At 58.6% G+C, this 26,912-nt stretch carries 28 protein-coding genes; 15 read left to right on the top strand and 13 right to left on the bottom strand.

Annotated features, from left to right (window positions below; genetic code table 11):
• Positions 1–2: 2 nt before the first annotated feature.
• Positions 3–590 (bottom strand): uracil-DNA glycosylase family protein, encoded by a 588-nt coding sequence (locus LRL22_RS14375; protein WP_270905658.1) that lies wholly within the window; start codon positions 588–590, stop codon positions 3–5.
• A gap of 99 nt (positions 591–689) precedes the next feature.
• On the opposite strand from LRL22_RS14375, the gene rarD reads away from it, so the two are divergent.
• Entirely contained in the window at positions 690–1,580 is an 891-nt protein-coding gene (gene rarD / locus LRL22_RS14370; RefSeq protein WP_201904372.1) for an EamA family transporter RarD, read from the top strand.
• Here rarD and LRL22_RS14365 read toward each other — a convergent pair.
• Complete coding sequence (locus LRL22_RS14365) at positions 1,562–2,296, bottom strand: substrate-binding periplasmic protein (protein WP_270905657.1); 735 nt, start codon at positions 2,294–2,296, stop codon at positions 1,562–1,564. The two genes, rarD and LRL22_RS14365, sit on opposite strands and share 19 nt — an antisense overlap.
• 44 nt (positions 2,297–2,340) lie before the next feature.
• Between LRL22_RS14365 and LRL22_RS14360 the strand changes: the two genes are divergently transcribed.
• Complete coding sequence (locus tag LRL22_RS14360) at positions 2,341–2,685, top strand: GIY-YIG nuclease family protein (protein ID WP_158113572.1); 345 nt, start codon at positions 2,341–2,343, stop codon at positions 2,683–2,685.
• 90 nt (positions 2,686–2,775) lie between these two features.
• On the opposite strand, the gene pspG is transcribed toward LRL22_RS14360, so the two are convergent.
• The 4 genes from pspG to LRL22_RS14340 form a co-directional block, all read right to left on the bottom strand.
• A complete protein-coding gene (gene pspG / locus LRL22_RS14355) occupies positions 2,776–2,994 on the bottom strand; it encodes an envelope stress response protein PspG (protein WP_270905656.1) in 219 nt (72 codons plus the stop codon).
• Positions 2,995–3,042: 48 nt separating this feature from the next.
• Positions 3,043–3,249 carry a PspC domain-containing protein gene (locus tag LRL22_RS14350; RefSeq protein ID WP_252413207.1) on the bottom strand — a complete coding sequence of 69 codons (207 nt, stop codon included), beginning with the start codon at positions 3,247–3,249 and terminating at the stop codon, positions 3,043–3,045.
• Positions 3,250–3,251: 2 nt separating this feature from the next.
• Complete coding sequence (pspA, locus tag LRL22_RS14345) at positions 3,252–3,914, bottom strand: phage shock protein PspA (protein ID WP_270905655.1); 663 nt, start codon at positions 3,912–3,914, stop codon at positions 3,252–3,254.
• Between the two features lie 210 nt (positions 3,915–4,124).
• On the bottom strand, positions 4,125–4,853 hold the full coding sequence (locus tag LRL22_RS14340) for a 1-acylglycerol-3-phosphate O-acyltransferase (protein WP_005335875.1): 729 nt from the start codon (positions 4,851–4,853) through the stop codon (positions 4,125–4,127).
• Between the two features lie 181 nt (positions 4,854–5,034).
• On the opposite strand from LRL22_RS14340, the gene LRL22_RS14335 reads away from it, so the two are divergent.
• Genes LRL22_RS14335 through LRL22_RS14320 form a run of 4 tightly spaced genes read left to right on the top strand, consistent with a single transcriptional unit; the run spans position 5,035 to position 8,780 of the window.
• Entirely contained in the window at positions 5,035–5,412 is a 378-nt protein-coding gene (locus tag LRL22_RS14335) for a hypothetical protein (RefSeq protein ID WP_005354882.1), read from the top strand.
• Positions 5,413–5,465: 53 nt separating this feature from the next.
• Complete coding sequence (locus LRL22_RS14330; protein WP_270905654.1) at positions 5,466–7,508, top strand: protein-disulfide reductase DsbD family protein; 2,043 nt, start codon at positions 5,466–5,468, stop codon at positions 7,506–7,508.
• Between the two features lie 9 nt (positions 7,509–7,517).
• Positions 7,518–8,261: a DsbA family protein gene (locus LRL22_RS14325; protein ID WP_270905653.1), complete on the top strand. Its 744-nt coding sequence runs from the start codon at positions 7,518–7,520 to the stop codon at positions 8,259–8,261.
• 3 nt (positions 8,262–8,264) lie between these two features.
• Positions 8,265–8,780 carry a protein disulfide oxidoreductase gene (locus LRL22_RS14320; protein WP_270659217.1) on the top strand — a complete coding sequence of 172 codons (516 nt, stop codon included), beginning with the start codon at positions 8,265–8,267 and terminating at the stop codon, positions 8,778–8,780.
• Positions 8,781–8,856: 76 nt separating this feature from the next.
• Here the strand turns inward: LRL22_RS14320 and LRL22_RS14315 are convergent, their stop codons facing one another.
• Entirely contained in the window at positions 8,857–9,681 is an 825-nt protein-coding gene (locus tag LRL22_RS14315) for a LysR family transcriptional regulator (RefSeq protein ID WP_270905652.1), read from the bottom strand.
• A 130-nt stretch (positions 9,682–9,811) separates the two neighbouring features.
• On the opposite strand from LRL22_RS14315, the gene LRL22_RS14310 reads away from it, so the two are divergent.
• The 9 genes from LRL22_RS14310 (at position 9,812) to LRL22_RS14270 (ending at position 19,184) form a co-directional block, all read left to right on the top strand.
• The gene (locus LRL22_RS14310; RefSeq protein WP_270905651.1) at positions 9,812–10,690 is read left to right on the top strand and encodes an NAD(P)-dependent oxidoreductase; all 879 of its coding nucleotides are present in this window, start codon (positions 9,812–9,814) and stop codon (positions 10,688–10,690) included.
• A complete protein-coding gene (locus LRL22_RS14305) occupies positions 10,687–11,439 on the top strand; it encodes an SDR family NAD(P)-dependent oxidoreductase (protein WP_257691120.1) in 753 nt (250 codons plus the stop codon). The genes LRL22_RS14310 and LRL22_RS14305 overlap by 4 nt, the downstream gene beginning before the upstream one ends.
• 294 nt (positions 11,440–11,733) lie before the next feature.
• Complete coding sequence (gene atcJ, locus LRL22_RS14300) at positions 11,734–12,018, top strand: cold adaptation protein ActJcold adaptation protein ActJ (RefSeq protein WP_005343121.1); 285 nt, start codon at positions 11,734–11,736, stop codon at positions 12,016–12,018.
• A gap of 23 nt (positions 12,019–12,041) precedes the next feature.
• Positions 12,042–12,584 (top strand): cold adaptation protein AtcA, encoded by a 543-nt coding sequence (atcA, locus tag LRL22_RS14295; protein WP_042032639.1) that lies wholly within the window; start codon positions 12,042–12,044, stop codon positions 12,582–12,584.
• Positions 12,585–12,596: 12 nt separating this feature from the next.
• Entirely contained in the window at positions 12,597–13,364 is a 768-nt protein-coding gene (gene atcB, locus LRL22_RS14290) for a cold adaptation protein AtcB (RefSeq protein WP_005335887.1), read from the top strand.
• Positions 13,365–13,375: 11 nt separating this feature from the next.
• Positions 13,376–14,278, top strand: coding sequence for a cold adaptation protein AtcC (atcC, locus tag LRL22_RS14285; protein ID WP_115544554.1), 903 nt, complete (start codon positions 13,376–13,378; stop codon positions 14,276–14,278).
• 525 nt (positions 14,279–14,803) lie between these two features.
• Positions 14,804–16,291 (top strand): peptide MFS transporter, encoded by a 1,488-nt coding sequence (locus tag LRL22_RS14280; RefSeq protein ID WP_270905650.1) that lies wholly within the window; start codon positions 14,804–14,806, stop codon positions 16,289–16,291.
• 576 nt (positions 16,292–16,867) lie between these two features.
• Positions 16,868–17,740 (top strand): hypothetical protein, encoded by an 873-nt coding sequence (locus LRL22_RS14275; RefSeq protein ID WP_270905649.1) that lies wholly within the window; start codon positions 16,868–16,870, stop codon positions 17,738–17,740.
• 1,039 nt (positions 17,741–18,779) lie between these two features.
• A complete protein-coding gene (locus LRL22_RS14270) occupies positions 18,780–19,184 on the top strand; it encodes a hypothetical protein (RefSeq protein ID WP_213387745.1) in 405 nt (134 codons plus the stop codon).
• Positions 19,185–19,323: 139 nt separating this feature from the next.
• On the opposite strand, the gene LRL22_RS14265 is transcribed toward LRL22_RS14270, so the two are convergent.
• The 6 genes from LRL22_RS14265 to cpdA all read right to left on the bottom strand — a co-directional run bounded on the left by LRL22_RS14265 (position 19,324) and on the right by cpdA (position 26,895).
• Positions 19,324–19,740, bottom strand: a complete 417-nt coding sequence (locus tag LRL22_RS14265) for a hypothetical protein (RefSeq protein WP_213387746.1) — start codon at positions 19,738–19,740, stop codon at positions 19,324–19,326.
• A gap of 140 nt (positions 19,741–19,880) precedes the next feature.
• The gene (locus LRL22_RS14260) at positions 19,881–20,921 is read right to left on the bottom strand and encodes an IS481-like element ISAs19 family transposase (protein ID WP_119197101.1); all 1,041 of its coding nucleotides are present in this window, start codon (positions 20,919–20,921) and stop codon (positions 19,881–19,883) included.
• 138 nt (positions 20,922–21,059) lie between these two features.
• Positions 21,060–23,354: a DNA topoisomerase IV subunit A gene (parC, locus tag LRL22_RS14255; RefSeq protein ID WP_150998550.1), complete on the bottom strand. Its 2,295-nt coding sequence runs from the start codon at positions 23,352–23,354 to the stop codon at positions 21,060–21,062.
• Positions 23,355–23,437: 83 nt separating this feature from the next.
• The gene (gene parE / locus LRL22_RS14250) at positions 23,438–25,348 is read right to left on the bottom strand and encodes a DNA topoisomerase IV subunit B (protein WP_005335894.1); all 1,911 of its coding nucleotides are present in this window, start codon (positions 25,346–25,348) and stop codon (positions 23,438–23,440) included.
• A 128-nt stretch (positions 25,349–25,476) separates the two neighbouring features.
• Complete coding sequence (locus LRL22_RS14245; protein WP_270905648.1) at positions 25,477–26,064, bottom strand: YqiA/YcfP family alpha/beta fold hydrolase; 588 nt, start codon at positions 26,062–26,064, stop codon at positions 25,477–25,479.
• A gap of 12 nt (positions 26,065–26,076) precedes the next feature.
• A complete protein-coding gene (cpdA, locus tag LRL22_RS14240; RefSeq protein WP_270905647.1) occupies positions 26,077–26,895 on the bottom strand; it encodes a 3',5'-cyclic-AMP phosphodiesterase in 819 nt (272 codons plus the stop codon).
• Between the last annotated feature and the right edge of the window lie 17 nt (positions 26,896–26,912).

Genomic DNA, 26,912 nt, shown 5'->3' with positions numbered 1-26,912 from the left:
ACTCAGGGTCGTGCCAGCAAAGGGGCGACCCTTTGCTGCAGATGGGGGACGATCTCATCCTCGAACCAGGGATTCTTTTTGAGCCAGAGGGTATTGCGCGGGGAGGGATGCGGCAACGGCAGCCAGCCGGGGCCATAGTCGGCCCAGCGGCGCACCGTATCGGTGAGCGATCCCTTGACTGCCCCCCGCAGATAGTAGGCTTGTGAATATTGGCCGATCAGCAGGGTCAGCTCGATATTGGGCAGCAGCATCAATACCTTGTCGTGCCAGGTGGGTGCGCACTCGGGTCTGGGTGGCAGATCGCCGGATTTTCCCCTGCCAGGATAGCAGAGCCCCATCGGCATGATGGCGATGCGGGATTGGTCGTAAAAGGTGGCCTTATCGACACCAAGCCACTGGCGCAGCCTGTCACCAGAGGGGTCATACCACGGGATACCGCTGGCATGCACCCGGGTGCCCGGAGCCTGACCGATGATCAGCAGGCGGGCACTCTCGGCCCCGCGGATCACCGGACGAGGCCCCAGCGGCAGATGAGCCTCGCACAGACGGCAGGCCCTGATTTGCTCAAACAACTTATCGATTCGCTGCATGACGTTGATAGTACCAGCATTTCCCTGTTTTCCCTCTTGTGGAAACAGGGCGCGCCCCCTACTATCGCCATGGGTGTTTAATTTAATAAACGGACAATAATGAAAAACTGGCTAGGTACCGGCACCGCAACCCTCTCCTTCATCCTGTGGGGGATGCTGCCGCTCTATTATCAATTCATGCCCGAGGTCAACATGTGGGAGCTGATCTCCCACCGGGTGCTCTGGTCTGTGGTGCTGCTGGGTGCCCTGTTTTTGCTGCTTGGCCACCAGGTGCCGTGGGCACGGTTGCGCAGTGAGCCGCGCCAGCTCGGCCTCATTCTGCTGGCGGGCCCCGTTATGTCCATCAGCTGGTGCATGTTCACCTGGTGCCTCACTACCGGGCAGGTGCTGACCACCAGCCTCGCCTTCTTTATGACCCCGCTGTTCAATATCGTATTCGCCGTCATCTTCCTCAAAGAGCGGCTCACCCCGCAAAAGCATCTGGCGGTCGCCCTGGCGCTGGCGGGGCTCGCCTACATGCTGTTCTGCTACGGCCAGCTCCCCTGGTTCTCCCTCATCATGGGGGCCAACTTCGCCTGCTATGGCCTTATCAAGAAGAAGATCCACTACGACACCGGCACCAGCCTCTATCTGGAAGCCATGGTGCAACTGCCCGTCGCGCTGATCATCATCGGCACGCTGGCGTGGCACGGGGAAGGGGCATTCGTGAACGGGGATTTGGCCGACAAGCTGCTGCTGATGGGCAGTGCGCCCGCCACCCTGCTGCCGGTGGGACTGTTCTGCTACGCGGTGGCGAGAACCCGGATGAGCACTGTGGGGCTGCTGCAATATATCGAGCCCAGCCTCGCCTTCCTGCTCGCCATCTACTGGTTTGGTGAGGCGCCGGACCCCATCAAGGCAGTCGGTTTCGCCTTTGTCTGGGCAGGTCTGCTGGTGAGCCTGTTACCGCTGCACCGGCTCAAGCGCCGCCCTCAGGGCGTACCGCGATAGGACTCCAGCACCTTGTGCCAGCGGGGATCCCTGTCCATCTGCTCGGCGATGTCGTTGAGGGTGGCATGCAGCTCGGGACGGGATTTGGGCAGCAGGATATGGCGGGTATAGCTGGATTGGGGGAAGGGCGAGATAAACAGCTTGCCCTGATAGTGCTGTGCGTCGATGAAAAAGCCCAGCGATGAACCACTCACCAGCGTCACATCAATGCGGCCGCGCACCAGCAGCTCAAGATTGGTCTTCACCTTCTTGGCATCCTGACGTACCAGCTCGCCGCGGCTGGCCGCATCATCGATCCCCTGATAGCGGTAGCCCTCCACCCCGCCAAACACCAGCCCCCTGAGGGAGTCAGGCCCGCGGTAGGTGACCGGGTTGTCGATGTTCGAGACCAGCTCGTTGGTGTCGCGCATCACCGGAAAGGTCCAGAGATAGCGCTCGCGATGGGGATCCCCCACCCAGGAGGGATTGACCCAGACAACCAGACCGTCAAAGTCGGGATCTGCCATCTCCAGCGCCAGCCGGGCGCGATTGACCAGCCAAAGCTCGATTCTGGGTTCACCCCCCAGCTTTTCATTGAGATACTTGACCAGCTCGCGGCTCAGCCCTGCATCCACTCCGGTGTTGAAGGGGGGATGCTGATGGTAATCGTAGAGACGGATCGTCTCCCCCAGAGCCGGGACCGACAACAGTAACCACAACCAAAACCAGACTCTCATCGCACCTCCTTGAGCTGCCTCTGAGTTTGGCACAGAGAATTTGAATGAGAGAACCCGCGACCACCACTCCAGCGCCGCAACCATCCGCCCCTTCCCGCTGGTCTGTCTATATGGTGCGTACTGCCACCGGCCTGCTCTATACCGGGATCAGCACGGATCCGCTGCGCCGTCTGGGCCAGCACCAGAGAGGCAAGGGCGCTCGCGCCCTGCGCGGCAAGGGGCCACTGACGCTGGCGTGGCAACAGGAAGTCGGCGAGAAGGGGGCAGCCCTGCGCATCGAATATCGCCTCAAGCAACAGCCGAAATCCTTCAAGGAGCAGCTGATCCACAGCCCGGCACTCTGGCAGAGCTGGAGCCCCCAGTGGTTACCCGCAGCCACCCAGCCTTGAGGACGACAGGCAAAAAAAGGCCACTCGATGAGTGGCCGGAAAGGGGAAATCAGGGAGCATCACACAACGTCTTGCACAACCTCAGGCGGGTTAGAGGTAGGTATTGGAACGCTTGCTGCGGTTGCTGATCAGCCAGCAAACCGCCAGCACCAGCAACAACCAGGGGGCCAGCTTGATGATCAGAGCAAGCATGCCGCCCAGCGCCCCAAGCAGCACGAACAGGCTGCTCACCAGCAACATGGCTACCAGGGTAAAACCGGTCAGTGCCATGACCAGCAGCACCACCAGCAATATGAAAAATTCCAGCATAACTTGCTCCTTATCAGTACCTTGTCTGCCGGCTTGGCAACCCTTCGGTCAATCCAGCCAGCGCTTCAATTCATAACGGGGTGGCATCATCAGCACCGCCAGCAGATAGGCGGCCAGTGCCAGCGGCGGCATCAGGATCAGGGCGAGCAGTGCCACCACCCGCACCGTGACTCTGGAGACCCCCAACCGCCTGGCAATACCGGCGCAGACCCCGGTCAGCTTGCGATTCACCAGATCCTTGGGCCAGGGGCTCATGATTACGCCTCCGCCTTCTGGCCTTTGAGGCGAGCCAGCTCGCGCTCGATCTCGTCATTGAGCTCCAGCTCGCGGAACTGGGCCTCCAGCGAGGGATTCTGCCCCAGAGTGGCCGCCTCCAGCTGGGCTTCCAGCTGATCGACCCGGCCCTGAAAACCGTCAAAGCGCGCCATCAGCTCATGCATACGCTGGTTGTCCACCTGAGCGCGGGCACGAATGCGGCTGTGGGCTGTCTGCTCGCGCAGGGTCAGCAGTTTCTGCTTCTCGCGCGCCTCGGTCAGCTTGGCAGCCAGCCGTTCGCTGTCGGCGGTAAGCTGAGCCAGCACCTCGGCCACCCGGGCCTTGTCCTGCTCCAGCTGTTCACATTTTTTGACCTCCGCCAGCTTCTCGGTGAGGGCTGCGCGGGCCAGATCCTCACGTCCCTTCTGGATGGCGAGCTCGGCCTTGGCCGACCACTCCAGGATCTGCGCCTGCAGCGCCTGCTGGTAACGCTCCAGCTGCTTCTGTTCGGCAATCACGCGGGCGGCCTGGGTACGCATCTCGACCTGCACCTGCTCCATCTCTTCGATCATCAGGCGCAGCATCTTCTCCGGCTCTTCACTCTTGTCGAGCAGGCTGTGCAGGTTGGCATTTATCACGTCGGTCAGGCGGCTGAATACGCTCATGGTCTGGCTCCTTGTTGATGGGATGGCTATCTCTTCCCATAGCATTACAAGAGCCGTGCCAAGAAAAATTATTGTTGTTTTACATATAGATGGGAATTTACTGAGGAAATTCAAGAAGGGCTTGTTGGTGAGAATAGCCAACCTTGTGGTGATTTTTACCAACAAAAAAGGGAGCCTGTGGCTCCCTTGTCGATTCGTCTGCAATATCCGTCAGGCGGCGTGGCTGTGGCCCAGCTTGCTGTCCAGTTCGGTCAGCTTGGCCTCCATCCGGGCACGGCAGGTGTCGGAGAGATCGCGAATGCCGCTGGCACCGTGCTCCTTGCTGCAGACCGGCGCCATCACTTCCACCAGCACTTCGCCGTTGTCCCAGCGATTGAGGTCGACCTGACCGAAGTAGCTGGAGCAGACGATGGGCACCACGGGCACTTCAGCCTGTACCGCAGTGTGGAAAGCGCCCGCCTTGAATGGCAGCAGGCCACGTCCCTGGGAGCGGGTCCCTTCCGGGAACATCCAGATGGAGGTGCCGCGGTTCTTGATACGATCCACCACCTGACCTATGGTGCCGATGGCACGGGAGCGGTTGGAGCGGTCGATCAGCACGTTGCCGGAGAGCCAGAAGATAAGGCCGAACAGCGGCAGCCAGAGCAGGCTCTTTTTGCCTACCGCCACCACGCCGGGCTGCACCGCACCGGTCACGGTGAAGATGTCGAAGTTGCTCTGGTGGTTGCAGACGTAGACCGCCGGGCCGACCGATTTGACCTCGTCGGCCACCGTCACCTTGACTCGCAGCCCGATCAGCGGGCAGACCGCGTGATACATGCGGGCGAAGACATAGACGTTGTTGGGATGGCGCGGACGAACCAGACAGAGCAGCAGGCCGAACAGGAACCAGAAAATGAGCAGCAGACCAAGCAGCAGCACACGGGCAATTTTGAGCATCGAACACCTCGAGTTTTAACTCGGCGCAGTATACTGATCCCCCTTTTAGCGAACAAGCGTTCGCCAAACAGAACCGACCACCCCGTCGCGCCACACACATTGCTGCTCATCAATACGCCGCCGACTTGCCCCACCCGCCATTGGTCGTTAGGATGGCCCCATCTTGATGGACGGGGCGAACATGATGTTGCAACAACGGGTAGCGAAACATCTCCTGCTGCTGGTCTGCCTGCTGGTGCTCAATTGTGCGGCCCAGCCGCTGGCCCGGCTTGCCCTGCTCGATCATGCCCTCAGCTGTCAAGCGCTGCCCGTTCCAGGCTCGGCAACGGATCAAGAGGATGCCAAACCGGCCAGCCCGCAACCCACCAGCTGCCAGCTCAACGGCAAGTGGCTAAGCGCCGCCACCCTGCTCTGCGTCGAACAGCTATTCTTTGCCGTGGCCGTGCTGATCGCCCTGCTGGCCCCCCTTTGGCGCTACACACCGCCACTGCCCCCTCCCAGAGTCATCTCGCCGCCCGAGCGGCGTCTGCACCTCACCCTCTGCGTCTGGCGGGAATGAGTTCGGCAGCGTTCTTTCGTTAGCTGTCACTCAATTTTTGCGAGACCAAAAAGATGTCGAATCTCTTCAAGGCGGCCCTGCTACTGGGCGGTCTGCTGTGGCAATCCATGGGATTGGCCAGCGACACGGGCTGGCTCACCAGCCCACAGAATGATCACGCCCGGGTACGGCTGCAGGCCGACCGCAGCACGGCAGATCAGACCCGCATCCTGCTCGATGTCGAGCTGGAGTCGGGCTGGAAAACCTACTGGCACAGCCCGGGAGAAGGGGGCATTGCTCCCCAGACCCTGTGGGACGAGCCGGTCGGAGACTTTCAGTGGCACTGGCCGGTGCCACGTCACTTCGAGGTAGCCGGGCTCAGCACCCAGGGTTATCAGGGTGAGGTGACCTTCCCCCTCAGCCTCAACTATCCCGCCGGGCAACCGCTCAAGGGGACTCTACGCCTCTCCACCTGCAGCAATGTCTGCATCCTGACCGACTTCCCCTTCACCCTCGCGGTGGATAGCGCCGCCCCGGCCGACTTCGATTTTGCCTGGGCGAAAGCGATGAGTACCCTGCCCCAGCAATTGCCTGCCGAAACCCGGGTCGAGCTGGGTTATCAGCACAACCAGCTGCAACTGCGCGCCGAGCGGGCAGAGGGCTGGCAATCACCGGCCCTCTTTATCGATGCACTGGAGGGGGCCGAATTTGGCAAACCGGCGCTTGAGGTCGAGGGCAACACCCTGATCGCCCGGGTGCCGGTGAGCGATGGCTGGCAGGGGGATGCGCCGGATCTGCGCGGCCAATCTCTCGGCCTGCTGCTCACCAGCGGCGAACAGGCGTGGCAGGCCAAAGGCTCGATTGGCGAAGCGCTTGCGCTGCCAGCGCCGAGCCAACCCCTCTTCTGGTTGTTGGGGGCGACGCTGCTCGGCGGCCTGATCCTCAACCTGATGCCCTGCGTGCTGCCGGTGCTGGCGCTCAAGCTGGGGTCTGTGCTGCAACATCAGGAGCGTGAACAGGGAGCAGTGCGCAAGCAGTTCCTCGCCGCCAGCGCCGGGATCATCGCCTCCTTCTGGGTGCTGGCGGCCATGAGCAGCCTGCTGCGCGCCACGCAAGGGGCCGTCGGCTGGGGCATCCAGTTCCAGAGCGCCGGTTTTATCGGCTTGATGGTGCTGGTCACCCTGCTGTTTTGCGCCAACCTGTTGGGGCTGTTCGAGATCCGCCTGCCCAGCGCCCTCAGCACCCGCCTCGCCACCAGCGGCGGCAACGGCCTCGGCGGTCACTTCCTGCAGGGGAGCTTCGCTACTCTGCTGGCTACCCCCTGCTCGGCCCCCTTCCTCGGTACCGCGGTGGCCTTTGCGCTGGTGGCGCCACTTGGCCAGCTCTGGCTGATCTTCACCGCCCTCGGGATTGGCATGAGCCTGCCCTGGCTACTGGTGGCAGCCCTGCCACGGCTCGCCCTCTGGTTGCCGAAACCGGGGCGCTGGATGAACCATCTGCGCATCCTGCTTGGCCTGATGATGCTGGGCTCCAGTCTCTGGCTCACCAGCCTGCTCGACAACCATCTCGGCAGCTATGCCACCGGCTGGCTGATGGCTGCCATGCTGCTGGCACTGCTGGCTGGCATCATCTGGCGTTACGGCATGCGCGGCTTCACGCTGGCGATCGCCCTTACCGCCCTGATTGGCAGCCCCCTGCTGCTGAGTGGCGCCTTTAGCGCGCAGGGCTCGGCCAGTGTTGACAAGGTGGTCTGGCAACCGCTCTCTGAACGCGCCATCACAGATGCGCTGGCCCAGAACAAGCGGGTCTTTATCGATGTCACCGCCGACTGGTGCGTCACCTGCAAGGCCAACAAATACAACGTGTTGCTGCGCGATGAGGTGCAACAGGCCCTCTCTGCCCCCGATGTGGTGGCCCTGCGCGGCGACTGGAGCAAACCAAGCGACACCATCGCCGCCTTCCTGCGTAAGCGGGGCGCGGCAGCCGTCCCCTTCAACCAGATTTACGGCCCGGAGTTGCCGCAGGGGGTCACGCTGTCCCCCCTGCTCGACAAGGACGATCTGCTGACCACATTGCACAAGGCTGGCCTGCTTCAGGCTGGCACCACCCGATTTTAAGGAGCAACCATGAAACCGACTTTGAGCGCCCTGACCCTGCTGGCCTCCCTTTCCGCAGCCCTGCTGGCTCCGGTCCTGCACGCCGCCCCCTTCACCCCGGAGCAGGAGGCGCGTATCAAGGAGCTGATCCGCGAGACCCTGATCGCCAATCCCAAGATCCTCGATGAGGCCGCCGAATCCTGGGAGAAACAGAACGCGGCAGCCCAGGAGGCGCAGCTTGGCAACTTCATCAAGGGCAACAAGGATGTGCTGTTCAACAGCGCCACCAGCCCGCGTCTGGGAGCCAAAAACCCCAAGCTGACGCTGGTACTGTTCACCGACTACAACTGCCCCTACTGCAAGCAGTTCGATCCCCAGCTGACCAAACTGCTCAAGGCCTATCCGGACGATCTGGGGCTGGTGATCAAGCTGCTGCCGTTCAAGGGGCAGAGTTCTGCCAAGGCGGCCCAGTACAGCCTGACCCTGTGGCAGCAAGATCCTGCCAGCTTCCTCACTCTGCACGACAAGCTGATGAGCAAGCAGGGGATGCTGACCGAGGCGGACATCAACAAGGCACTGGCCGCCACCGGCAACACCGCGCTCAAACCGGCCGCCAAGGCGACCGAAGAGCTGCGCAACAGCCTGCGCATCGGCACCATTCTGGGGGTACAGGGCACTCCGGCGACCCTGATTGGCAACCAGCTGGTGCCGGGCGCCATCCCCTATGAGGAGCTGGAGCAGCTGGTGAAGGCCGAACTGGTCAAGCAGGGGTAAGGGATGACCACCAATCCTCAACCCCGCTGGCGCCGCTGGGGCAAGGAGGCGCTCTGGCTGCTGCTGATGGCGCTGATCATCTCGACCCTGCTGGATCTGTGGCGCAGCCCAACCCTGCCAGAAGGGGCGATGAGCGCCCCCGTCACTCTGCAGGATGGCACCAGTACGGATCTCGCCACCCTGAGCCAGGGCAAGCCGCTGCTGGTCTACTACTGGGCCAGCTGGTGCGGGGTGTGCCGTTTCACCACCCCGGCGGTACAGCAGCTCTGGCAAGAGGGGGAAAACGTGCTGACGGTGGCGCTGCGCTCCGGCAATTCGGAGCAGTTAGCCAAGGGGATGAGCAAGAAGAGGCTCACCTTCCCGACCCACAACGACGAGTCGGGAGCGCTGGCCGCCAAGTGGCAGGTAGGGGTCACCCCGACGTTCCTCGTCATCAGGGATGGGACGCTTGTGAGCAGCACCACCGGCTGGAGCTCGAAGTGGGGCTTGCAGCTGCGGCTCTGGTGGGCGTCGCGCTAGCCACGCAACAACATTGCCTTCAACAGGGCCATCCCACCGGATGGCCCTTTTTTATGCCGACATTTTTATCCCGACATCAGACGGGGAGCTGCATCCCGCGCACCTGAGCCAGCAGGGCGGTCACCGCCGCCGAGCGCAACGCATCCGGGGCGTAGCAGAGCCCCACCCGCCGCTTGAAGGAAGAGGCCGCCAGCTCGGCGACTGTACAACCGGGCAGACAGAGGGAACGGGGCAACCAGCCGATCCCCGCCCTGGCGGCCACCATAGTCGCCGCCAGTCGCAGCGACCCTGCCCGCCCCGGATAGAGGGGCGCCTGATTGCCGAGAATGGCGATAAGCCGCAGGTGGGATTCGTGGCGCGGGCAAGTGACCCAGGGCTCGTCCGCCAGCTCAGCCGGCGTTAGCGCCCCCTTGCCCGCCAGCGGATGATCCGGCGGCAGCACCAGCACAAACTCCTCTTCCAGCAGGGGGATAAAGAGCTCGTCACCGCAACGCAGGGATTCACACCCCAGCCGCACATCGCCACAGCAACCCTCCTCCAGAGTCAGCAGGATCTCCTCGTAGGCGAGTACCCCGTTGACCAGCGTCCCCACCACGCCATCGCCAAGGTCTGCCTCAATCCCCACCGTCAGCTCGAGGCAGGGGGAGGTTTCACGAAACTCGCGGGCGAGGGAGTCGGTGTCGGCGATCAGCCGCTTGGCACGGGGATAGAGCCGGTGGGCCGCTTCGGTCCCCTCCACCCCGCGCGCCTGCCGCACAAACAGGGTCACCCCCAGCTCATCCTCCAGCGTCTTGATGGTGGTGGAGAGGGTGGGCTGGGTAATGAAGAGGCGGGTAGCGGCCGCCGTGATGTTGCGCTCCTCGAAGACAGCCACAAACGCACGCAGAGTTCGCACATCCATAGAATTCACCTATACCAGACAGTCATAAAAGCCATTTTTCACGGCGACACGGGGCAAATATAGTGGTTCACCTGCCACAAGGCATCCCAATTTTCTATATCAGCGTCTATCAACACAGCCAGGAGCCATCATGCGCCATCTCTCTGTCATCGGCTTCGGGGCCATGGGCTCCGCCCTCGCCACCACCTTGCTCAAGGCGGGCCATCCGGTCACCGTCTGGAATCGCAGCGCCGCCAAGGCAGCCCCGCTGCAAGCGCTGGGCGCGACTCTCGCCCCCTCGGTTGGTGCAGCCATCGCTGCGAGCGATATCACCCTTGTCTGCGTCGATAACTACTCCGTCAGCCAGCAGTTGCTGGACGAAGCCCGCGATGCGGTGGCGGGCAAGCTGCTGGTGCAGCTCTCTACCGGCAGCCCGCAGGGGGCCAGAGCGCTGGAGAGCTGGAGCCATGCCCGCGGCGCCCGTTATCTCGATGGCGCCATCCTCTGCTTCCCGGATCAGATCGGCACCACTGATGCCAGCATCATCTGCTCGGGGGCCATCGCTGCCTTTAGCGAGGCCGAGCCGGTGCTGCGCCTGCTCGCCCCCACCCTCGACCATGTGGCCGAGGCGGTGGGCGCCGCCGCGGCGCAAGATTGTGCCGTCGCCGCCTACTTTGCCGGTGGTCTGCTCGGTGCTCTGCACGGCGCGCTGATCTGCGAGGCGGAAGGGTTGCCGGTGGCCAAGGTGTGCGCCCAGTTCAGCGAGCTCTCGCCCATTCTCGGTGGCGATGTGGCCCACCTTGGCAAGACGCTGGCGAGCGGCGATTTCGATCACCCCTACGCCAGCCTGAAAACCTGGAGCGCCGCCATCAGCCGCTTGGCCGGTCATGCCACCGACGCCGGGATCGACAGCCGCTTCCCGCGCTTTGCCGCCGATCTGTTTGAGGAAGGGGTGGCGCAAGGGTTTGGTCAGCAGGAGGTGTCGGCCCTCATCAAGGTGCTGCGGGCTCGCAACGGAGCGGCACAATGAACGAGCTGACCAACCAACCCCAAATTGCGCTGGTCACCGGCGCCGCTGGCGGGATTGGCCGCCAGCTCTGCATCGGGCTGGCCGAGGCAGGTTATCGGGTGATCGCCACCGATCTGGCTCCTCACGCTTTCGACCATCCCGAGATCCACTTTCACCCGCTCGATCTGCGCGATGAGCAGGCCATCGTGCGGCTCTTTGCCGAGGTGCGCACGCAGCACGGCGGCATCCATCTGCTGATCAACAACGGCGCCATCAGCAAGTTCCACACCCGCTTCGAGGAGCTGAGCGCAGCCCAGTTTGATCAGGTGATGACGGTCAATGTGCGCGGTGCCATGCTCTGCGCCCGCGCCTTTGTGCAGGCCAACCGCGGGTTGCTCTATGGCCGCATCATCAATATCGCCTCCACCCGCTGGCAGCAGAACGAACCGGGTTGGGATGCCTACGGCGCCTCCAAGGGAGCGCTGGTCGCTCTCACCCAGTCCCTCGCCAACTCGCTGGCCGACTCCCCCATCACGGTCAATGCCATCAGTCCGGGCTGGATCCAGGCGGAGGATTATCACACCCTGACCGAGGCGGATCATCGCCAGCACCCGAGTGGCCGGGTCGGTCGCCCCGACGACATCACCCGCTCCTGCCTCTTTCTGGCGGATCCTCGCAACGACTTTATCAACGGTGCCAATCTGGTGGTCGATGGCGGGATGAGCAAGAAGATGATCTACCACACCTCCGCCTCCTTCTGGGAGGAGTAACCTCTGCGGCGGCAGCCCGATTTGCGCTGCCGCCGCCATCTCACCCCCACACTCGCCCCTGACCATTTTTTCATCGCCTTCCCGTGCCCGCCCCTTGCACTGGCCAGACCGACTGGCAACAATAGACGCTCAACTGACACCTCTTCATCTCGCCCGTTAATTGATCGCCCAACTCATCGCGTTGGCGGGCTGTTTCCGTTAAAATGACGGGTTTTTGCCGTGCCTGGTTTGCCAATCCCCACCATCAGGCACTCGCAGCGTGAATCCTATGATGCCAGTGATGCAGGATCTGCCATGAACAACTACTTTCGGGTGCTGGGCGTCAAGTCCAACGCCAGCGAAAACGACATCAAAAAAGCCTATCGTCGGCTGTCAAACCAGTACCACCCCGACAAGCTGCACGGGGCCAGTGAAGAAGAGAAAGAGCAGGCAGCCATCAAGCTGCACCAGGTAAAGCAGGCCTATGAAGTGCTGTCCGATCCGAAACAGCGGGCCGCCTTTATCAAGGATTTCAACAACGTCATCGTGACCGACCCCGCCTCCGCCATGCAGGAGATGTGGGATCAGTTCTACCCCTGAAACAGCAGGCAGAAAGAGCAACTATGCAAAAGAGATGGGACCAGGCGCGGCTCAAGTCGCTGCAAAGCGATGCCAGCGAAAACATCGAATCCTACCGGGATCAGGACGACCCCAAGGGGCTGGAACAGTTCACCGACCAGATGAAGAGCCTGCTGCTGGCCGATATGAGCATGCTGGAGTTTATGCCCGAGTATCTGCCGCTGGCCCTCTATGGCCGGGTGCAGTTCCCGGCCAAGGCCAAGTCGCAGTGGAACAAGTGGCTCGCCAGCGGCGAGCAGCCGAGCTGGGACGAGTTCAAGGTGAGCGTCGGCTTCAACAACGCCGCCCTGCCGCTGGTCAAGGCGGTGCGGGCCCAGAGCGAAGATCAGCTGATGGAAGCCTGCGCCGTGCTGTTCCTGCTCGACAACCCGCTACCCCGCGGTAGCCACCGCGGCGATGACGACTATGAGCTGCGCGACGAAGAAGATGAAGACGGGGAAGATGCCGACGCCGACTACCATGGCGGCAGTGACCGCTATGGTGATGACGACGGCGATCAGGATATGTACGACGAAGTCCGTTTCTAATTGGGGCAAGGCATGAGCAACAGTCTGATAGAAATTACCGCCATCGAGATCAAAGAGCTGGCCGTTATCGAGCCGAAGCAGGCCAGCGAGAAGTTCGAGCTGATCGCCAAGACCATGTCTGACGACCAGCTGGCAGAAGTGATTGAAAATATTGATATCGTTACCCTGACCCAGATTAACGGCCAGCACGATATCTCCTTCCCCTCCATCATCTCCGAGCTGATGACCCCGGAGCGGATCCGCGACATCGTCTGCCAGCAGCCGCTCTATTGGGAAGAGGCGATCAAGAACAACGCCGACGAGCTGCAACAGCACACCTTCGACTTCCTCAACTACCTGATCCGCACCCAGGATAGTGAAGCCAAGCAGCGCGAGATCCTCGAGTGCGTGGCCGAAGACCCGGCCGGTCTCTTCTACCTCGCCATCCCCTTTATCGAGTTCTATCGCGGCGATCGCTATGAAGAGGACGAAGGCTATCGCGACGTGCTGCACGCCGAAGAGGAAGATCTCGAAGAGTCCCTGCGCTACAGCGAGCGCCAGCAGAGCGAGGATGTCCACGACTATGCGCTGGATGACCCGAGAAGCCTGTTGATGCTCATTCGCGAGCTGGCCCCCGAGGTGGAGAAAGCCATCAAGGCGCTGCTGCGCAACGAGCACTCCACTTGGGACGGCATCATCAACAAGTTTGCCGCCGAACTGGTGATGCAGGCCAAAGAGAAGAACAAGGTCGAGGAAGACGAGTACGGCGACGTCGACGACATGTTCAGCTTTCTGGATTAAGGAGCCCATTCATGCAGTTAGTCATTCGCGATGCCAACCAGGGCCCCTATCTCACCCAGGTGCTGCGCTTTGGCCGCGACAACGAACTCTTGAGTCAGCAGCAGCTCGCCGCCATCAAGGGCAAGGCGGTGCTGATGAGCCTCAAATTCGCCGACAAATACTACAACAAGTACAAGATGCACCTGCTGGAGCAGGCGGCCCACGACGTCATCGGCGTGGTGAGCCTCGGCCTGCAGGAGCTCTCGGCGCGGGACCCAGCCAAGGCGCTGGCGCTGCTGCAGGCGCCGGAAGGCCCCATCAAGCCGTTCCAGAAGGGCTGGTCGATGCTCATTACCGTCAGCCCCAAGCAGGCAGGCAACAGCCTCTACGGTGACGTGGATGCGCGGCTCTTGGACAAGATCTCGAGCCCGCCCGATGTGGAGGAGTGGCAAGGGTGGCAGGAGTACGAGAAGGCGCTGACCGAGCACAACAAGAGCCGCCTGATGGAGCTCATCGACCAGCACTTTTTCGCCTGCGAAAGCGACCACCCCACTATGGAGGACAAGCTGGCCGAAGCACTGCTCTACCGCATCCTCTGCGGCAAGGGCAGTGGCGCCGCCCCGCTCAAGGTGAAGCAGGATCTCAAGCGCAAACTGGCGCGGGAGATTGAGCTCGACGAGGGCTGGTACGACACCGACTACCTCGCCGCCCAGCTCGCCCTGATGCTGAACGCACTGCCTGCCGACATGGCCGCCGCCCTGCGGCAGGAGCTGAGCCCGGGTTTTGTGCCCAATCTGCTCCACACCCTCGGCTTTGTGCGCCAGTACCAGCTGCTGCAAAAAGAGAACGCCTCGCCGGAGAAGCTCGACAACGTCGAGATGCGCGCCGGTCTCAAGCACCCGCTGCTTGGCTGGCCGCTCTACCACGACTTCTAAGGCCGCTTTCGCCGCCCATCAGTTGCACCACAACGCCCGGCCCGCCGGGCGTTGTTCTATCCTCCCCTCACCCTCTCGACAGCAAAGCGAGAACACGCGCAAGTCCCCCTGAGGCTACCCCTTCTCTTACCGATATTTATTCACTCAATACCCAAGGATGAATAAACAACCTGCAATACAACAACTTGGCGCCAGCTGCGTTTCGGGACAACAAAGCGGGACGCAGATCCCGCTACAGCGCCATAATCGGCACCAAATAGCCGACTGGATCACATCAACCGTGCCGCAATCGCGTGGTAAGTCGAGCTAAAACCACGGCTCAATCACGCATAAAAAGGCGGAATAGATCAATAAAAAGCAATTAATCGCGCCAGATTAAATTTCAGGTATGGCTATTTGCACCGCTTGGCCGCTAAATGACAGACCGGCCTTCAGACCAGCATGGAAGCGCACAAGGCTAGCCGGCAGCAGACCGGTACGCTCTCAGGACGAGTAATGACTTTCTTCTCTCACAGGAGACAGACCGTGAGCGCTTCGAATCAACACCCCACCATTCCCCCCGGCTCCGGGGCGCTGTTCTTTATCCAGACCTTCTCGACCCTGGGGTTTGCCGTGCTCTACTCCACGCTGGTGCTCTACGCCACCAAGCGGCTCGGCTTCAGTGAATCCCAGGCCAACGCCATGATGGGGGTCTTCGGGGCCTTCAACTATGGCCTGCACCTGTTTGGCGGCTATCTCGGCGGGCGCTACCTCAGCAACCGCAACCTGTTCGTGATGGGGATGGTGCTGCAGGTGATCGGCTGCTACTTCATCGCCGAGATGGGGATCACCGGCCTCTACTGGGGGCTCGCCATGTTCCTCACCGGCAGCGGCCTTAACGTCACCTGCCTCAACATGATGCTGACCCAGCGCTTCGCCCCGGATGATCACCGCCGCGAGAGCGCCTTCCTGTGGAACTACGCCGGGATGAATCTGGGCTTCTTTATCGGCTTCACGTTGGCGGGCTACTTCCAGCTCACCGAGGATTACCGCACCCTGTTCCTGTTTGCGACGCTGGGCAACATCATCGCCATCATCGCCACCTTCGCCTGCTGGCCGATTCTGGCGGATATCAGCACCCCGCTGCGCCATATCAAGGGGAGCGGCTTCTACCGCCGCATGCTGGCCGGTATCGCCATTCTGGCCATGCTGGTGCCGGCGCTGCGGCTGCTGCTGACCCACGCCAGCTTCAGCGGCAGCTTCGTGCTGATCCTGGGCGCCGTGGTGCTGGTGCTGCTCTGCGTGATGACCGCCCGCCACCCGGACGCCGCCGAGCGCAGCCGCATGGTGGCCTACCTGATCCTCGCCCTCGGCTCCCTCATCTTCTGGTCGCTCTACCAGCTGGCGCCCATGGGGCTGATGCTCTTCTCCGAGCACAACATCAACCTCAACGTGTTCGGGCTGCGGGTCGCTCCCCAGTGGATCCAGAACATCAACACCCTCGTCATCGTCATCGGTGGCCCCTTGATGGCGCTGCTGTTCAAGCGACTGCGCGAACAGGGCTGGAATATCGACATTCCCTCCCAGTTTGCCGCCTCCCTGTTCTGCATGGGATTGGGGATGCTGGTACTGCCGATCGGCATCCATCTGGCGGGTGCCGACGGGCTGGTCGCCTTCAAGTGGATCGCCATCAGCTATGTGCTGCAGAGTTTTGGCGAGCTGCTTATCTCCCCCATCGGTTACGCCATGATTGGCAAGCTGGCCCCCGCCAGCCTGCAAGGCTTGATGATGGGCTGCTGGATGATGGTGACCGGCGTCGCCTCGGTGCTGGCGGGCTATGTCTCCAGCGCCATGCCGCAGAATATCGGCAGCTCTCCGGTGGCCACCAACCCGGGCTACAGCTCGGTGTTCAATATGCTCGGCTGGGGTTCGCTGGCAGGCGGCGTGGTGTTGCTCCTGCTGGTGCCCCGCCTGCGCCTGCTGATCGCCTCGAAAATTGCCCCGCCACCGGCGGCGACAGCTATCCCCGTCTGATCGATTTGAACCACTGGCAGCGTGAGCCGCAGACAAGACCAGAGGCCCCGCAATCATGGATTGCGGGGCCTATGCTTTTGGTGGGATGGATCGGCACAAAAAGGTGGGTATCCCAGATTTTTTGATTTTTTATTACGACACAAGCGAGATAATGTCAAAACAATCAACTCGGATATTCTGCTAATTATTTAGGATATTCAGCACGTAGCTCCGAAGTAGTCTTGCCCTTGCCTTTGGACTCAATTGCCACACAACCTTGTAAAGGTGGTTTTTTATATGGAAAAATATGCTTGCGGCTATATATAAAACTACATTGGTTTATTTTAGGTGTTGTTTGAAACTACAGATATAACCGATAAATCACTATTGCTTGGTAGAGTAATATAAGCCGATAAGGCCAATTGATAGTAAGTGTAATAATTGCTGTTTTACCAGGTACAGAGTATCTCATCCGCTCAAATGAAATCGCAGAAGGTGTGCGATAATGGTGGTCATGTAGTAGAAGCCCTAAGCAAAAAATAAATGGGCATTGAAAACAAAAAAGGTTGATGGTATTAAAAGGATTCATTCACTGTCATGGAAAGACTAATGAAAATACTAATAGCTTTTTGGCTTCTCTTTGCGATGAATGCTTCAGCTGCCGAAGTAGTAATGAAGGTTGAGTGCAATGTGTGTGAGAGTGACAGCCAGTTCATTGACAAAGCGACGAGACAAACCAATAAAAATGGCATATACAATGTGTATATTTCAAACTTTAGACTAGGTATCATAAAAAAAGTAAGGTATATCAAAAGTGTTACTTACGATAAAATAGGTGATCCTATTGACAGAACCAAGGTATATATTGTTCCTGCAGAATCTAAATTTATCGAGAGTATGAACACATATCATGCATATAACAGGAGGGTTTCCTTTTATCTTAGTGAACAACAAGTTCCAGAATATATTGCACCTAGCGCTTACGATATAATAGTGAATACGTCAAATAGAAATATAATGGAGGCATATTATAGTCAGAATAACACTCTTCTAGAAATGCTGAGTAGTCTTACACTAACTTATTTTGTGCTAACTGACACAAAGCCAAGCGTGGAGTTAGTTTTTTCTGATAAATCAAGGGCTATATTCAAGGTGGATGATGTATCGCTGCCAAGTATGAGGCTAACACTAAAGCTTCAAAGAGCTATAGATAAGTTTGGGAACTCGCTACCTATATCTCCAAGTAGTTACAATGATCTAGGATTATTAAGCTATCCAACTGCTACAGAACCGGATATAGATAAACTATTGAATATTGCAATTACCCATGGGCTTACTGTTGTAGATGTTAGGCCTACTAATCATAGCGGTGGGGGGACTGGTGGCAATGGAGGCGGTAAAACTATATGCTATAAAGTAACAATGAGTGGAGCTGCTAATTCTAGCAGTGTGAAGTGTATGACTATATAGCCATGAAGATATATGATGCTTTAATGAATATAATTTAAGGCATCATATGATTCTATTAATGTCGTGGTAAATTATACCTTCGCGATAGTTTAATCACAGCTGTCATAGGGTGGCGGCAGATTCTATTTTAGATGTGTTCCATTAGGTTTTATTGGTTTTTTGAGAGGATGCAATATGATACCATTTAAGAATGTAAGAACAGAAACGCTTAGGCTGCCACTTTTTCTTGCTAGATTCTTAGTTTATATAGCTGCTGCGATTATACTGTTCATCATACCGATTGGCATGAATGAAAGGCAGTTAATAACACCTTTATTTTATATTTCAAGAGCCCTTCCTGTGGCGATAATTATTTTGGTCGTATCCTGTTTTATTGCTTCACTTGTTTCTATAGATGATTCGTTAAGAAGGCGCAGCGAATGAATTAGCGCGTAGGGTCGGTTATAGAAGAGATCGGCTGGCGCACCAACATACTAGCGGCAACCTGTTTTCGCGATCGTCTGATTACGCTGCGCTAGTCAGCTCTACGGCCCCTCACCCTAGCCCTCTCCTAAAAGGAGAGGGAACAAATCAATACCAACCTTTGGCCAGAGTGGTCATGCCATCACCCAGCGGTGATTCCGGCACTCCCTTCTCCCACTCTTTGCCATAGATAAGGGGAGAAGGGTCGGGGATGAGGGGGAACAAACCATCACAACAGAAGCCACCGACAACCAGCAGAGCGTTAAATCAAGCAGGAACGCGTAGGGTCGATTAGCGAAGCGTAATCGTCCGTACCGCAATCTCGGTGGCTATGGACATAGAGAAGAGATCAGCTGGAGCACCAGCAGAATTACGGCGACCTGTTTTCGCGATCGTCTGATTACGCTGCGCTAATCAGACCTACGGCCCTATTGTGAGATACTCACGGTGTGATATGCATCAATATTTTTACGCTATAAAAATGACAATATATCCTCTACATAAACCAATATGGAATGATCTAATAGATATTTATTTTTAATATTTACACATAACACAAAAACATAACGGGATATATATGAAAAAGCATAAAAAAACACTTTCACTCACATTATTTTTGATATGTTTATGGTCTAACCAAGCGATTTCATCAAACATATGTAATATAGTTCGTGGTTCATATGTGCTAGCCCAAGATAGTAGCAATACTTTTTTAGGTACAATAGATAATAAATTTAATGCCAAATCAATATTTAATGAGTTTGGTAATTATGGCAGCAAATATTCTTCCGAATCAATTTGGAATGATTATGGAAGTTTTGGCGGAAAGTATAGTTCACTCTCACCCTTTAACAATATGTCGACAACTCCTCCAATGATAGTCAAAGGTAACAATATAATTGGATATCTCTCATCAAATAAGCACATGTCAAATTCAATAAACCCATCTATTTTAAAAGCTATGTGTGAAGATGAAATATAACCCACCACAGGATACATAAGCATAAATAACCTAGTATTGGCCGAATTTAAAAATATTATCGGCCAAATAATTTGCATCCCCCATAACATGTTAAAAATAGCCGCCATATCACATGGTCACAAATACACTTAGAGTAACCTTAAATACCTATACTGATACCAATTTCACCCAAAAAATACTTTGTCAGCGGAAATAAAATCAGCGATGATAAGGCATACACCATTCCAAACAAAATACTTATATGACACAACAGAAAAAAGAAAGCAAAATACAATAAATAAAATGATACGTACGTTAATGTACGAACCCATTTCTTTGAAAGTTTTTCATTGATAATAGCAAAATTAATTTTTGCCTCAGATATAGAGATATGTACTATTGTAAAACATGTATACATCACAAATGAAATTGTGAATAATGAAATGGAAATCATTAGTGAATAACTTTTACCAATAACCTCACCATCTAAAGTTAATGTAGTTAAGATTACAGCCAAACAAATTCCAGCAAGGCCAGAGTAAATCCACTTTAATTGCTCAAGTACCTCTTGATACATATCAAACCCATATCAAACATTAATAAAAAACTTAAATCCAGAATAACCAAAAATCAATAACTACTTGACGCAATGACATAATATAGAAGGGTGCACAGATCTAGTTATCACCTGACACCGGCCTCAAACCGGTGTCTTGTTTACGCTACTTTAGTGCGCACTTCCTTCGGTATCAATTTCAGACCCTTCTTGAACATGCTGTAAGGCGTCTGTCCCTCCATCATCCTGCCCTGATGTGGCCGCTGGGTGTTGTAGTGTTCCAGGTAGCTATCCAGGTCTGTCTGCATCTGCTCTACCGACTCATACCAGGTCGTCCTCCCCTTGATACGGAAGTGTTCATCCAGCAGTGTGCGATGCAGCCGTTCGATAAAGCCGTTGCTCTGCGGCCTGCGTACCTTGGTTGTCCGGTGCTCAATCCCCTCCAGTTGCAGGAACAGCTCGTAGGGATGGTGGTCAGCTCGTCCACAGAACTCGCGCCCGTTATCCGACAGGATGGTATAGACCCGTGCCTCGTGGGCCTCGAAAAACGGCAGTACCGTTTCATTGAGCACATGAACCGAGGTCACCGGCAGCTTGCTGGTGTAGAGCCGTCCCCAGGCGTGGCGGCTATAGCAGTCCAGCACGGTTTGCAGATACACCTTGCCAACCCCCTTGAGCGCGCCGACGAAGAAGGTGTCGACCGCCACCAGTTCTCCGGTGTAGTGAACCTCAATCTGGCGTTCGCGAAACTCGGGGCTGAAGCGTTCGAGCAGGCGAATCTGCTCGTCATTGAGCTCAATGGTCTGCTCCCGGTGAGTTTTCTCAAGGCGCAGCAAGCGGTCGTGTTTGGAGAGCAAGTCGTGCCGTTGCCACACGCCACGCACACCGCCCGCACTGACATTGATGCCTTGCAGAGCCAGTTCTTGCGCGACCCGCAGCGGGCCATGAGTTGGTCTGGTGAGGGAGTAATCGAGGATGGCCTGTTCAATCTCGGGAGCGACCCGATTGGGATGAGCCCCTTTACAGCCGGGCAATTTGTCGAGCAATCCCTCGGCGCCATAGGTCTGGTAATTACGGCGAATTTCGTAGAACTGCTGACGGCTGTAGCCGATGAGCTTGCAGGCTTTGCTGACATTATTGAGCTCTTTGGCGAGCTCTAGCAGGCTGAGTTTGCGACGTGCTACTTTCTCGTTGGTGGTCATACGGTGACTCCAGATAACACGGTAGGGGTACCGTTTTGTTATCCGGTTTGAAGCCGTATGACCACTCCCTTTTGTGGGCAACTGTCAGGTGAATACCGTCTCCATACAGAAGGGCGCTTTCGCGCCCTTCTATATTAATTACCCTTCCTGATTTTCTCCGGCTACCGGTTCGGTTCCAGCGGCGGGTTCAATCTCGATGCGATCGACGCGCTGCAAACCGCGGGGCAACTTGGCGCCACGGCGGCCGCGCTCGCCGCGGTAGTAGTCGAGATCAGATGGCTTAAGAGTGAGCTTGCGCTTGCCGGCAAACAGGGTGACGGACTGGCCCTGCGGGATGACGGCGGCCATCACCACAAACTCCTCCCGTGCTTTCACCCGAGCCGACGGAATGCTGATCAGCTTGTTGCCCTTGCCCTTGCCGAGTACCGGCAGGGTGTTGAGCGGGAACAGTAGCATGCGCCCCTCGTTGGAGATGGCCATGCAGAGATCGGTTTCTGGCGAGCCGATCTTCTGGGGTGCCATCACCTGCCCCCCTTCCGGCACGGTGAGCAGAGCCTTGCCGTTCTTGTTCTTGCCGATCAGGTCGTCATAGGTGCAGACAAAGCCGTAACCGGCATCGCTGGCGATCAGATACGGCTCGCCTTCGTTGCCCATCACCAGATGGCGTACCTCTTCACCGGCGCCCAGTGCAAAGCGGCCGGTGAGCGGTTCGCCCTGACTGCGCGCAGATGGCAGGGTGTGGGATTCGAGGGCGTAGGTTCGGCCCAACGTGGAGAGGAACACCGCCTGCTGGTTGCTGCGGCCACAGGCGTGGGCCAGATAGCTGTCCCCCGCCTTGTAGGAGAGCCCTTCCACATCCACGTCGTGGCCCTTGGCGGCGCGCACCCAGCCCTTGTCGGAGAGGATGACGGTGACCGGTTCGCTCGGCACCAGCTCTTTCTCGGTCAGCGCCACGGCGGTAGCACGCTCCACCAGCGGGGTGCGGCGATCGTCGCCGTACTTCTCGGCATCGGCCAGCAGCTCTTTCTTGAGCAGGGTGTTGAGACGACGCTCGGAGCCCAGAATGAGCTCCAGCTTGTCGCGCTCTTCGGCCAGTTCGTTCTGTTCGGCGCGCAGCTTGAACTCTTCGAGCTTGGCCAGATGGCGCAGTTTTAGCTCGAGGATCGCTTCGGCCTGGGTCTCGGTAATGTTGAAGCGCTCCACCATCACCTTGCCCGGCTCATCCTCGGTGCGGATGATCTCGATCACCTCGTCGATGTTGAGGTAGGCGATCAGCAAGCCTTCGAGGATGTGCAGGCGAGCCAGCACCTTGTCGAGGCGGAATTGCAGACGGCGACGCACGGTCTCGCGACGGAACTGGATCCACTCGCTGAGGATGGTCTTGAGGCACTTCACCTGCGGCCGGTTGTCCAGGCCCAAGATGTTGAGGTTGACCCGGTAGTTCTTCTCCAGATCCGTGGTGGCGAACAGGTGGGCCATCAGCCCCTCCACATCCACCCGGTTGGAGCGCGGCACGATCACCAGACGGGTCGGGTTCTCGTGGTCAGATTCATCGCGCAGGTCGGTGACCATCGGCAGCTTTTTCGCCACCATCTGGGCGGCGATCTGCTCCATGATCTTGGCGCCGGAGGCCTGATGGGGCAGCGCTGTGATGACGATGTCGCCATCCTCCTCGCTCCAGACCGCCCGCTGCTTGATGGAGCCCTTGCCGGTCTCGTAGATTTTGCGGATATCGTCACGCGGGGTGATGATCTCGGCGTTGGTCGGGTAGTCCGGCCCCTGAATGTGCTGCATCAACACATCCAGCCCCGCATTGGGGTTGTCGAGCAGCTCGGCACAGGCGTAGGCCACTTCCCGCGCGTTGTGGGGCGGGATGTCGGTCGCCATCCCCACCGCGATACCGGTCACCCCGTTGAGCAGGATGTGCGGCAGGCGGGCAGGCAGCACCACCGGCTCCTTCATGGTGCCGTCGAAGTTCGGCGTCCACTCCACCGTGCCTTGCCCCAGCTCCGAGAGCAGCAGCTCGGAGAAGCGGGACAGGCGCGCCTCGGTATAACGCATCGCAGCGAAGGACTTGGGATCGTCCGGCGCACCCCAGTTACCCTGACCGTCCACCAGCGGGTAGCGGTAGGAGAAGGGCTGGGCCATCAGAACCATGGCTTCATAACAGGCGCTGTCGCCGTGCGGATGGTACTTACCCAGCACGTCACCCACGGTACGGGCGGACTTCTTGTGCTTGGAGAGGGCCGACAACCCCAGCTCGCTCATGGCGTAGATGATGCGCCGCTGCACCGGTTTGAGGCCGTCGCCGATATGCGGTAGGGCCCGATCCATGATGACGTACATGGAGTAGTTCAAGTAAGCCTGTTCGGTAAAGGTGCGCATTGGCTGGCGCTCTACCCCGTCCAGACTGAGCTCGATAGCATCACTCATGTGATTTTCTCTTTCGGTTCGGGAGCCGCCACAGGGCGACTCCGGCTAAATGCTTGCTGGCCCTGTGCGGGCCAGCCGACGGCTTAAATGATGGCGAGGTTGCCCTTCTCTTCCAGCCATTCGCGGCGATCGCTCGCCCGCTTCTTGGCCAGCAGCATGTCCATCAGCTGCAGGGTCTCGTCAGCCGCATCCCCTTCGCTCTCTCCTGCCGGCTCCATGGTGAGTTGCACCAGACGACGGGTGTTGGGATCCATGGTGGTTTCCCGCAGCTGTTTCGGGTTCATCTCACCCAGACCCTTGAATCGGGTCACCATCACCTTGCCTTTCTTCTTCTCGGCTTCGACCCGCTGCAGCACGCCGTTCTTCTCGTCCTCGTCGAGGGCGTAGTAGACCTCTTTACCGATATCGATCCGGTAGAGGGGCGGCATGGCGACGTAGACGTGACCCTTCTCCACCAGCGTGCGGAAGTGCTTCACAAACAGGGCGCAGAGCAGAGTGGCGATGTGCAGACCGTCCGAGTCCGCATCCGCGAGGATGCACACCTTGCCGTAGCGCAGGCCACTGAGATCCTCGGAGTCGGGATCGAGCCCGATGGCGACCGAGATATCGTGAACTTCTTGCGAGGCGAGCACCTGACCGGCCTCCACCTCCCAGGTGTTCAGGATCTTGCCGCGCAGCGGCATGATGGCCTGAAACTCGCGATCCCGCGCCTGCTTGGCGCTGCCGCCCGCAGAGTCACCCTCCACCAGGAACAGTTCGCCCTGCATGGGGTCGGCGCAGTTACAGTCGGTCAGCTTGCCGGGCAGCGCCGGGCCCTGGGTAATCTTCTTGCGCACCACCGTCTTGGCGGCGCGCATCCGGCGCTGGGCGCTGGAGATGCAGATCTCGGCGATCTGCTCCGCCAGCTCGGTGTTGCTGTTCAGATAGAGGCTGAAGGCATCCTTCACCACGCCGGAGACAAACGCCGAGCTCTGGCGGGAGGAGAGGCGCTCCTTGGTCTGACCGGCAAACTGCGGATCCTGCATCTTGATGGAGAGGATGTAGGCGCAGCGATCCCAGATATCTTCCGGAGTGAGCTTGACCCCCCGCGGCAGCAGGTTGCGGAACTCACAGAACTCACGCATGGCATCAAGCAGGCCCTGACGCAGGCCGTTGACGTGAGTACCGCCCTGGGCGGTGGGAATGAGGTTCACATAGGATTCGGCGAGGCATTCGCCCCCTTCCGGCAACCAGCAGAGCGCCCAGTCCACCGCCGATTGTTCGGAGCTGAACGAGCCGATAAAGGGCTGCTCCGGCAGGCAGGTGAACTGCTTGACCGCGTCGACCAGATAATCCTTGAGGCCATCTTCGTAGCACCACTCCAGCTTGATGCCGGTGTTCTTGTCGAGGAACTTGATGGTGAGGCCGGGGCAGAGTACCGCCTTGGCTTTGAGCAGGTGCTCCAGCTTGGTGACCGAGAATTTGGGCGAATCGAAGTAGCTCGCCTGCGGCCAGAAGCGCACTCGGGTGCCGGTGTTGCGACGACCGCAGGTGCCGGTGATGGTCAGCTCCTGCACCTTCTCGCCACGCTCGAAGGCGATGTCGTAGACCTGACCGTCGCGACGCACCGTCACCTCGACCCGATCGGAGAGGGCGTTTACTACCGAAATACCCACCCCGTGCAGACCGCCGGAGAACTGGTAGTTCTTGTTGGAGAATTTGCCGCCCGCGTGCAGCTTGCAGAGGATCAGCTCCACCCCGCTGACCCCCTCTTCCGGGTGGATATCGACCGGCATGCCGCGGCCGTCGTCGATCACTTCGAGGGACTGGTCTTCATGCAGGATCACCTCCAGATTGCGGGCGTGACCTGCCAGCGCTTCATCGACGCTGTTGTCGATAACCTCCTGGCCGAGGTGGTTGGGCCGGGTGGTGTCGGTATACATGCCGGGGCGGCGACGCACCGGCTCAAGGCCATTGAGGACCTCAATGGCATCCGCATTGTATTGAGTAGACATGGAGGGCCTTGCGAATTGACGTTTGGAGGGAATCTTAACTGCTAGGCGGGGGTAGAACAAACTCCCCGCACCGAAAGCTTGAGCTGGAGAAGAACAAGCAGGGCGAGACCGCCCTTATTGACTCAAACCTATAACCCGAGGAAACGGATGATCTGGGCCGGGTAGCGCTCGAACGCCACGAAGGCGTGGTTGCCGCCGCACTCCAGCGAGAGGCGGGCAAAGCGGTATTCATCCAGTGCCTTGCGGTAGTCGAGCACCTCATCCCCCTGCTGTTGCAGGATCCAGAGTCGCTCCGGCGCCGTCGCCGGTACCGCCAGTGCCCGCAGCTCGTCCATATGTTCAGGCCGCAGTTCGTACTGCTCACCCGTATAGGGATTGGTCTGGGGGCCAAGGTAGTCACAGAGCAGCTCGTACGGGCGCACCGCCGGATTGATCAGCGCCGCGCGGCAGCCGTACTGCTCACTCACCCGGGTCGCCATAAAGCCGCCGAGGGAGCTGCCCACGGCGCCGAGCTTGAATTCACTACCATAACGCCCCTGCAGATCGACGATGGTCTGCTCGATAGCCGCCCAGGCCGCCGCTGGCGTATTGGGCTGGGCCGGAATGATCACCTCGATGTCGGGCCGGTTGGCGGCCACCCAGGCAGCCATCTGCTGCGCCTTGGCGGAGCCCGGTGAGGAGTTGAAACCGTGCAGATAAAGGAGAACCGACTTCATTGAATGCTCTCCTCAATAACCGGTGGCGTTGGGGTCGGGCACAAACTGCCCCACCGGCAGACGCCACACCTGGCTGGCGATACGGCCATCAGGGTAGAGGGTGAGGTAGCGCCAGCCCGGGCCGGACTCGTCCAGCGCGAAGCCATCAGAGAGCGGTTTGAACTGGATGCAAGTCGATGGGCTGGCGATCAGCCGCACGCCGCGGTGCACCTCGTCAAACTCCTGATGGACGTGCCCAAACAGGATGGTCTTCTGCTGCGGGTGACGGGCCAGCACGGCAAACAGATCATCGGCATTCTTGAGATTGTGCTGATCCAGCCAGGCACAACCCACCGGCACCGCCTGATGGTGCAGGGCGATAAGGGCATGGCGATCCGGATACTGACGCAGGGCACGGTCGAGCGCCTCCAGCTGGTGATCGCCAATCATGCCGTGGGGTTTGCCGCGCACCTGGGTGTCGAGCAGGATCACCTGCCAGTGGTCGCCCACCAGCTGCTTGGATTCGCTGATCCCGGCGGCATGGAGATATTCGGTCATCAGCGGGCTGTCATCGTGATTGCCCGGCAGCCAGTAGATGGGGCGGCCAAGGGGCGCCATCATGGAGGCGAAACGCTGATAGGATTCCGGACTGTGATCCTGCGACAGATCGCCGGTCGCCAGAATCACCTCGTAGGGGTGTTCATTGGCCTGCACCTGTTCCAGCACGGCGGCCAGACTCTCTGCGGTGCGCACAGCCAACAGCCGCCCTTCGGCACTCGCGAAGAGGTGGGTGTCGGTAATTTGCAACAGGCGCACACTGCCGTCCTGCGCCTGGGGGAGCTCTGTTTCCAAAATCACGCTTCTTTTTA

Origin of the sequence: Aeromonas sp. PI_26 (genome assembly GCF_027854445.1) — a bacterium.
Lineage (GTDB): Bacteria > Pseudomonadota > Gammaproteobacteria > Enterobacterales > Aeromonadaceae > Aeromonas > Aeromonas veronii.
This window is presented reverse-complemented; position numbering and strand designations above follow the sequence as displayed.

What these genes read in the sequence shown, in the direction of transcription:
- LRL22_RS14375 (WP_270905658.1), bottom strand. Translation starts at nt 590, where the DNA reads ATGCAGCGAATCGATAAGTTGTTTGAGCAAATCAGGGCCTGCCGTCTG.
- rarD (WP_201904372.1), top strand. Translation starts at nt 690, where the DNA reads ATGAAAAACTGGCTAGGTACCGGCACCGCAACCCTCTCCTTCATCCTG.
- LRL22_RS14365 (WP_270905657.1), bottom strand. Translation starts at nt 2,296, where the DNA reads ATGAGAGTCTGGTTTTGGTTGTGGTTACTGTTGTCGGTCCCGGCTCTG.
- LRL22_RS14360 (WP_158113572.1), top strand. Translation starts at nt 2,341, where the DNA reads ATGAGAGAACCCGCGACCACCACTCCAGCGCCGCAACCATCCGCCCCT.
- pspG (WP_270905656.1), bottom strand. Translation starts at nt 2,994, where the DNA reads ATGCTGGAATTTTTCATATTGCTGGTGGTGCTGCTGGTCATGGCACTG.
- LRL22_RS14350 (WP_252413207.1), bottom strand. Translation starts at nt 3,249, where the DNA reads ATGAGCCCCTGGCCCAAGGATCTGGTGAATCGCAAGCTGACCGGGGTC.
- pspA (WP_270905655.1), bottom strand. Translation starts at nt 3,914, where the DNA reads ATGAGCGTATTCAGCCGCCTGACCGACGTGATAAATGCCAACCTGCAC.
- LRL22_RS14340 (WP_005335875.1), bottom strand. Translation starts at nt 4,853, where the DNA reads ATGCTCAAAATTGCCCGTGTGCTGCTGCTTGGTCTGCTGCTCATTTTC.
- LRL22_RS14335 (WP_005354882.1), top strand. Translation starts at nt 5,035, where the DNA reads ATGATGTTGCAACAACGGGTAGCGAAACATCTCCTGCTGCTGGTCTGC.
- LRL22_RS14330 (WP_270905654.1), top strand. Translation starts at nt 5,466, where the DNA reads ATGTCGAATCTCTTCAAGGCGGCCCTGCTACTGGGCGGTCTGCTGTGG.
- LRL22_RS14325 (WP_270905653.1), top strand. Translation starts at nt 7,518, where the DNA reads ATGAAACCGACTTTGAGCGCCCTGACCCTGCTGGCCTCCCTTTCCGCA.
- LRL22_RS14320 (WP_270659217.1), top strand. Translation starts at nt 8,265, where the DNA reads ATGACCACCAATCCTCAACCCCGCTGGCGCCGCTGGGGCAAGGAGGCG.
- LRL22_RS14315 (WP_270905652.1), bottom strand. Translation starts at nt 9,681, where the DNA reads ATGGATGTGCGAACTCTGCGTGCGTTTGTGGCTGTCTTCGAGGAGCGC.
- LRL22_RS14310 (WP_270905651.1), top strand. Translation starts at nt 9,812, where the DNA reads ATGCGCCATCTCTCTGTCATCGGCTTCGGGGCCATGGGCTCCGCCCTC.
- LRL22_RS14305 (WP_257691120.1), top strand. Translation starts at nt 10,687, where the DNA reads ATGAACGAGCTGACCAACCAACCCCAAATTGCGCTGGTCACCGGCGCC.
- atcJ (WP_005343121.1), top strand. Translation starts at nt 11,734, where the DNA reads ATGAACAACTACTTTCGGGTGCTGGGCGTCAAGTCCAACGCCAGCGAA.
- atcA (WP_042032639.1), top strand. Translation starts at nt 12,042, where the DNA reads ATGCAAAAGAGATGGGACCAGGCGCGGCTCAAGTCGCTGCAAAGCGAT.
- atcB (WP_005335887.1), top strand. Translation starts at nt 12,597, where the DNA reads ATGAGCAACAGTCTGATAGAAATTACCGCCATCGAGATCAAAGAGCTG.
- atcC (WP_115544554.1), top strand. Translation starts at nt 13,376, where the DNA reads ATGCAGTTAGTCATTCGCGATGCCAACCAGGGCCCCTATCTCACCCAG.
- LRL22_RS14275 (WP_270905649.1), top strand. Translation starts at nt 16,868, where the DNA reads ATGGAAAGACTAATGAAAATACTAATAGCTTTTTGGCTTCTCTTTGCG.
- LRL22_RS14270 (WP_213387745.1), top strand. Translation starts at nt 18,780, where the DNA reads ATGAAAAAGCATAAAAAAACACTTTCACTCACATTATTTTTGATATGT.
- LRL22_RS14265 (WP_213387746.1), bottom strand. Translation starts at nt 19,740, where the DNA reads ATGTATCAAGAGGTACTTGAGCAATTAAAGTGGATTTACTCTGGCCTT.
- LRL22_RS14260 (WP_119197101.1), bottom strand. Translation starts at nt 20,921, where the DNA reads ATGACCACCAACGAGAAAGTAGCACGTCGCAAACTCAGCCTGCTAGAG.
- parC (WP_150998550.1), bottom strand. Translation starts at nt 23,354, where the DNA reads ATGAGTGATGCTATCGAGCTCAGTCTGGACGGGGTAGAGCGCCAGCCA.
- parE (WP_005335894.1), bottom strand. Translation starts at nt 25,348, where the DNA reads ATGTCTACTCAATACAATGCGGATGCCATTGAGGTCCTCAATGGCCTT.
- LRL22_RS14245 (WP_270905648.1), bottom strand. Translation starts at nt 26,064, where the DNA reads ATGAAGTCGGTTCTCCTTTATCTGCACGGTTTCAACTCCTCACCGGGC.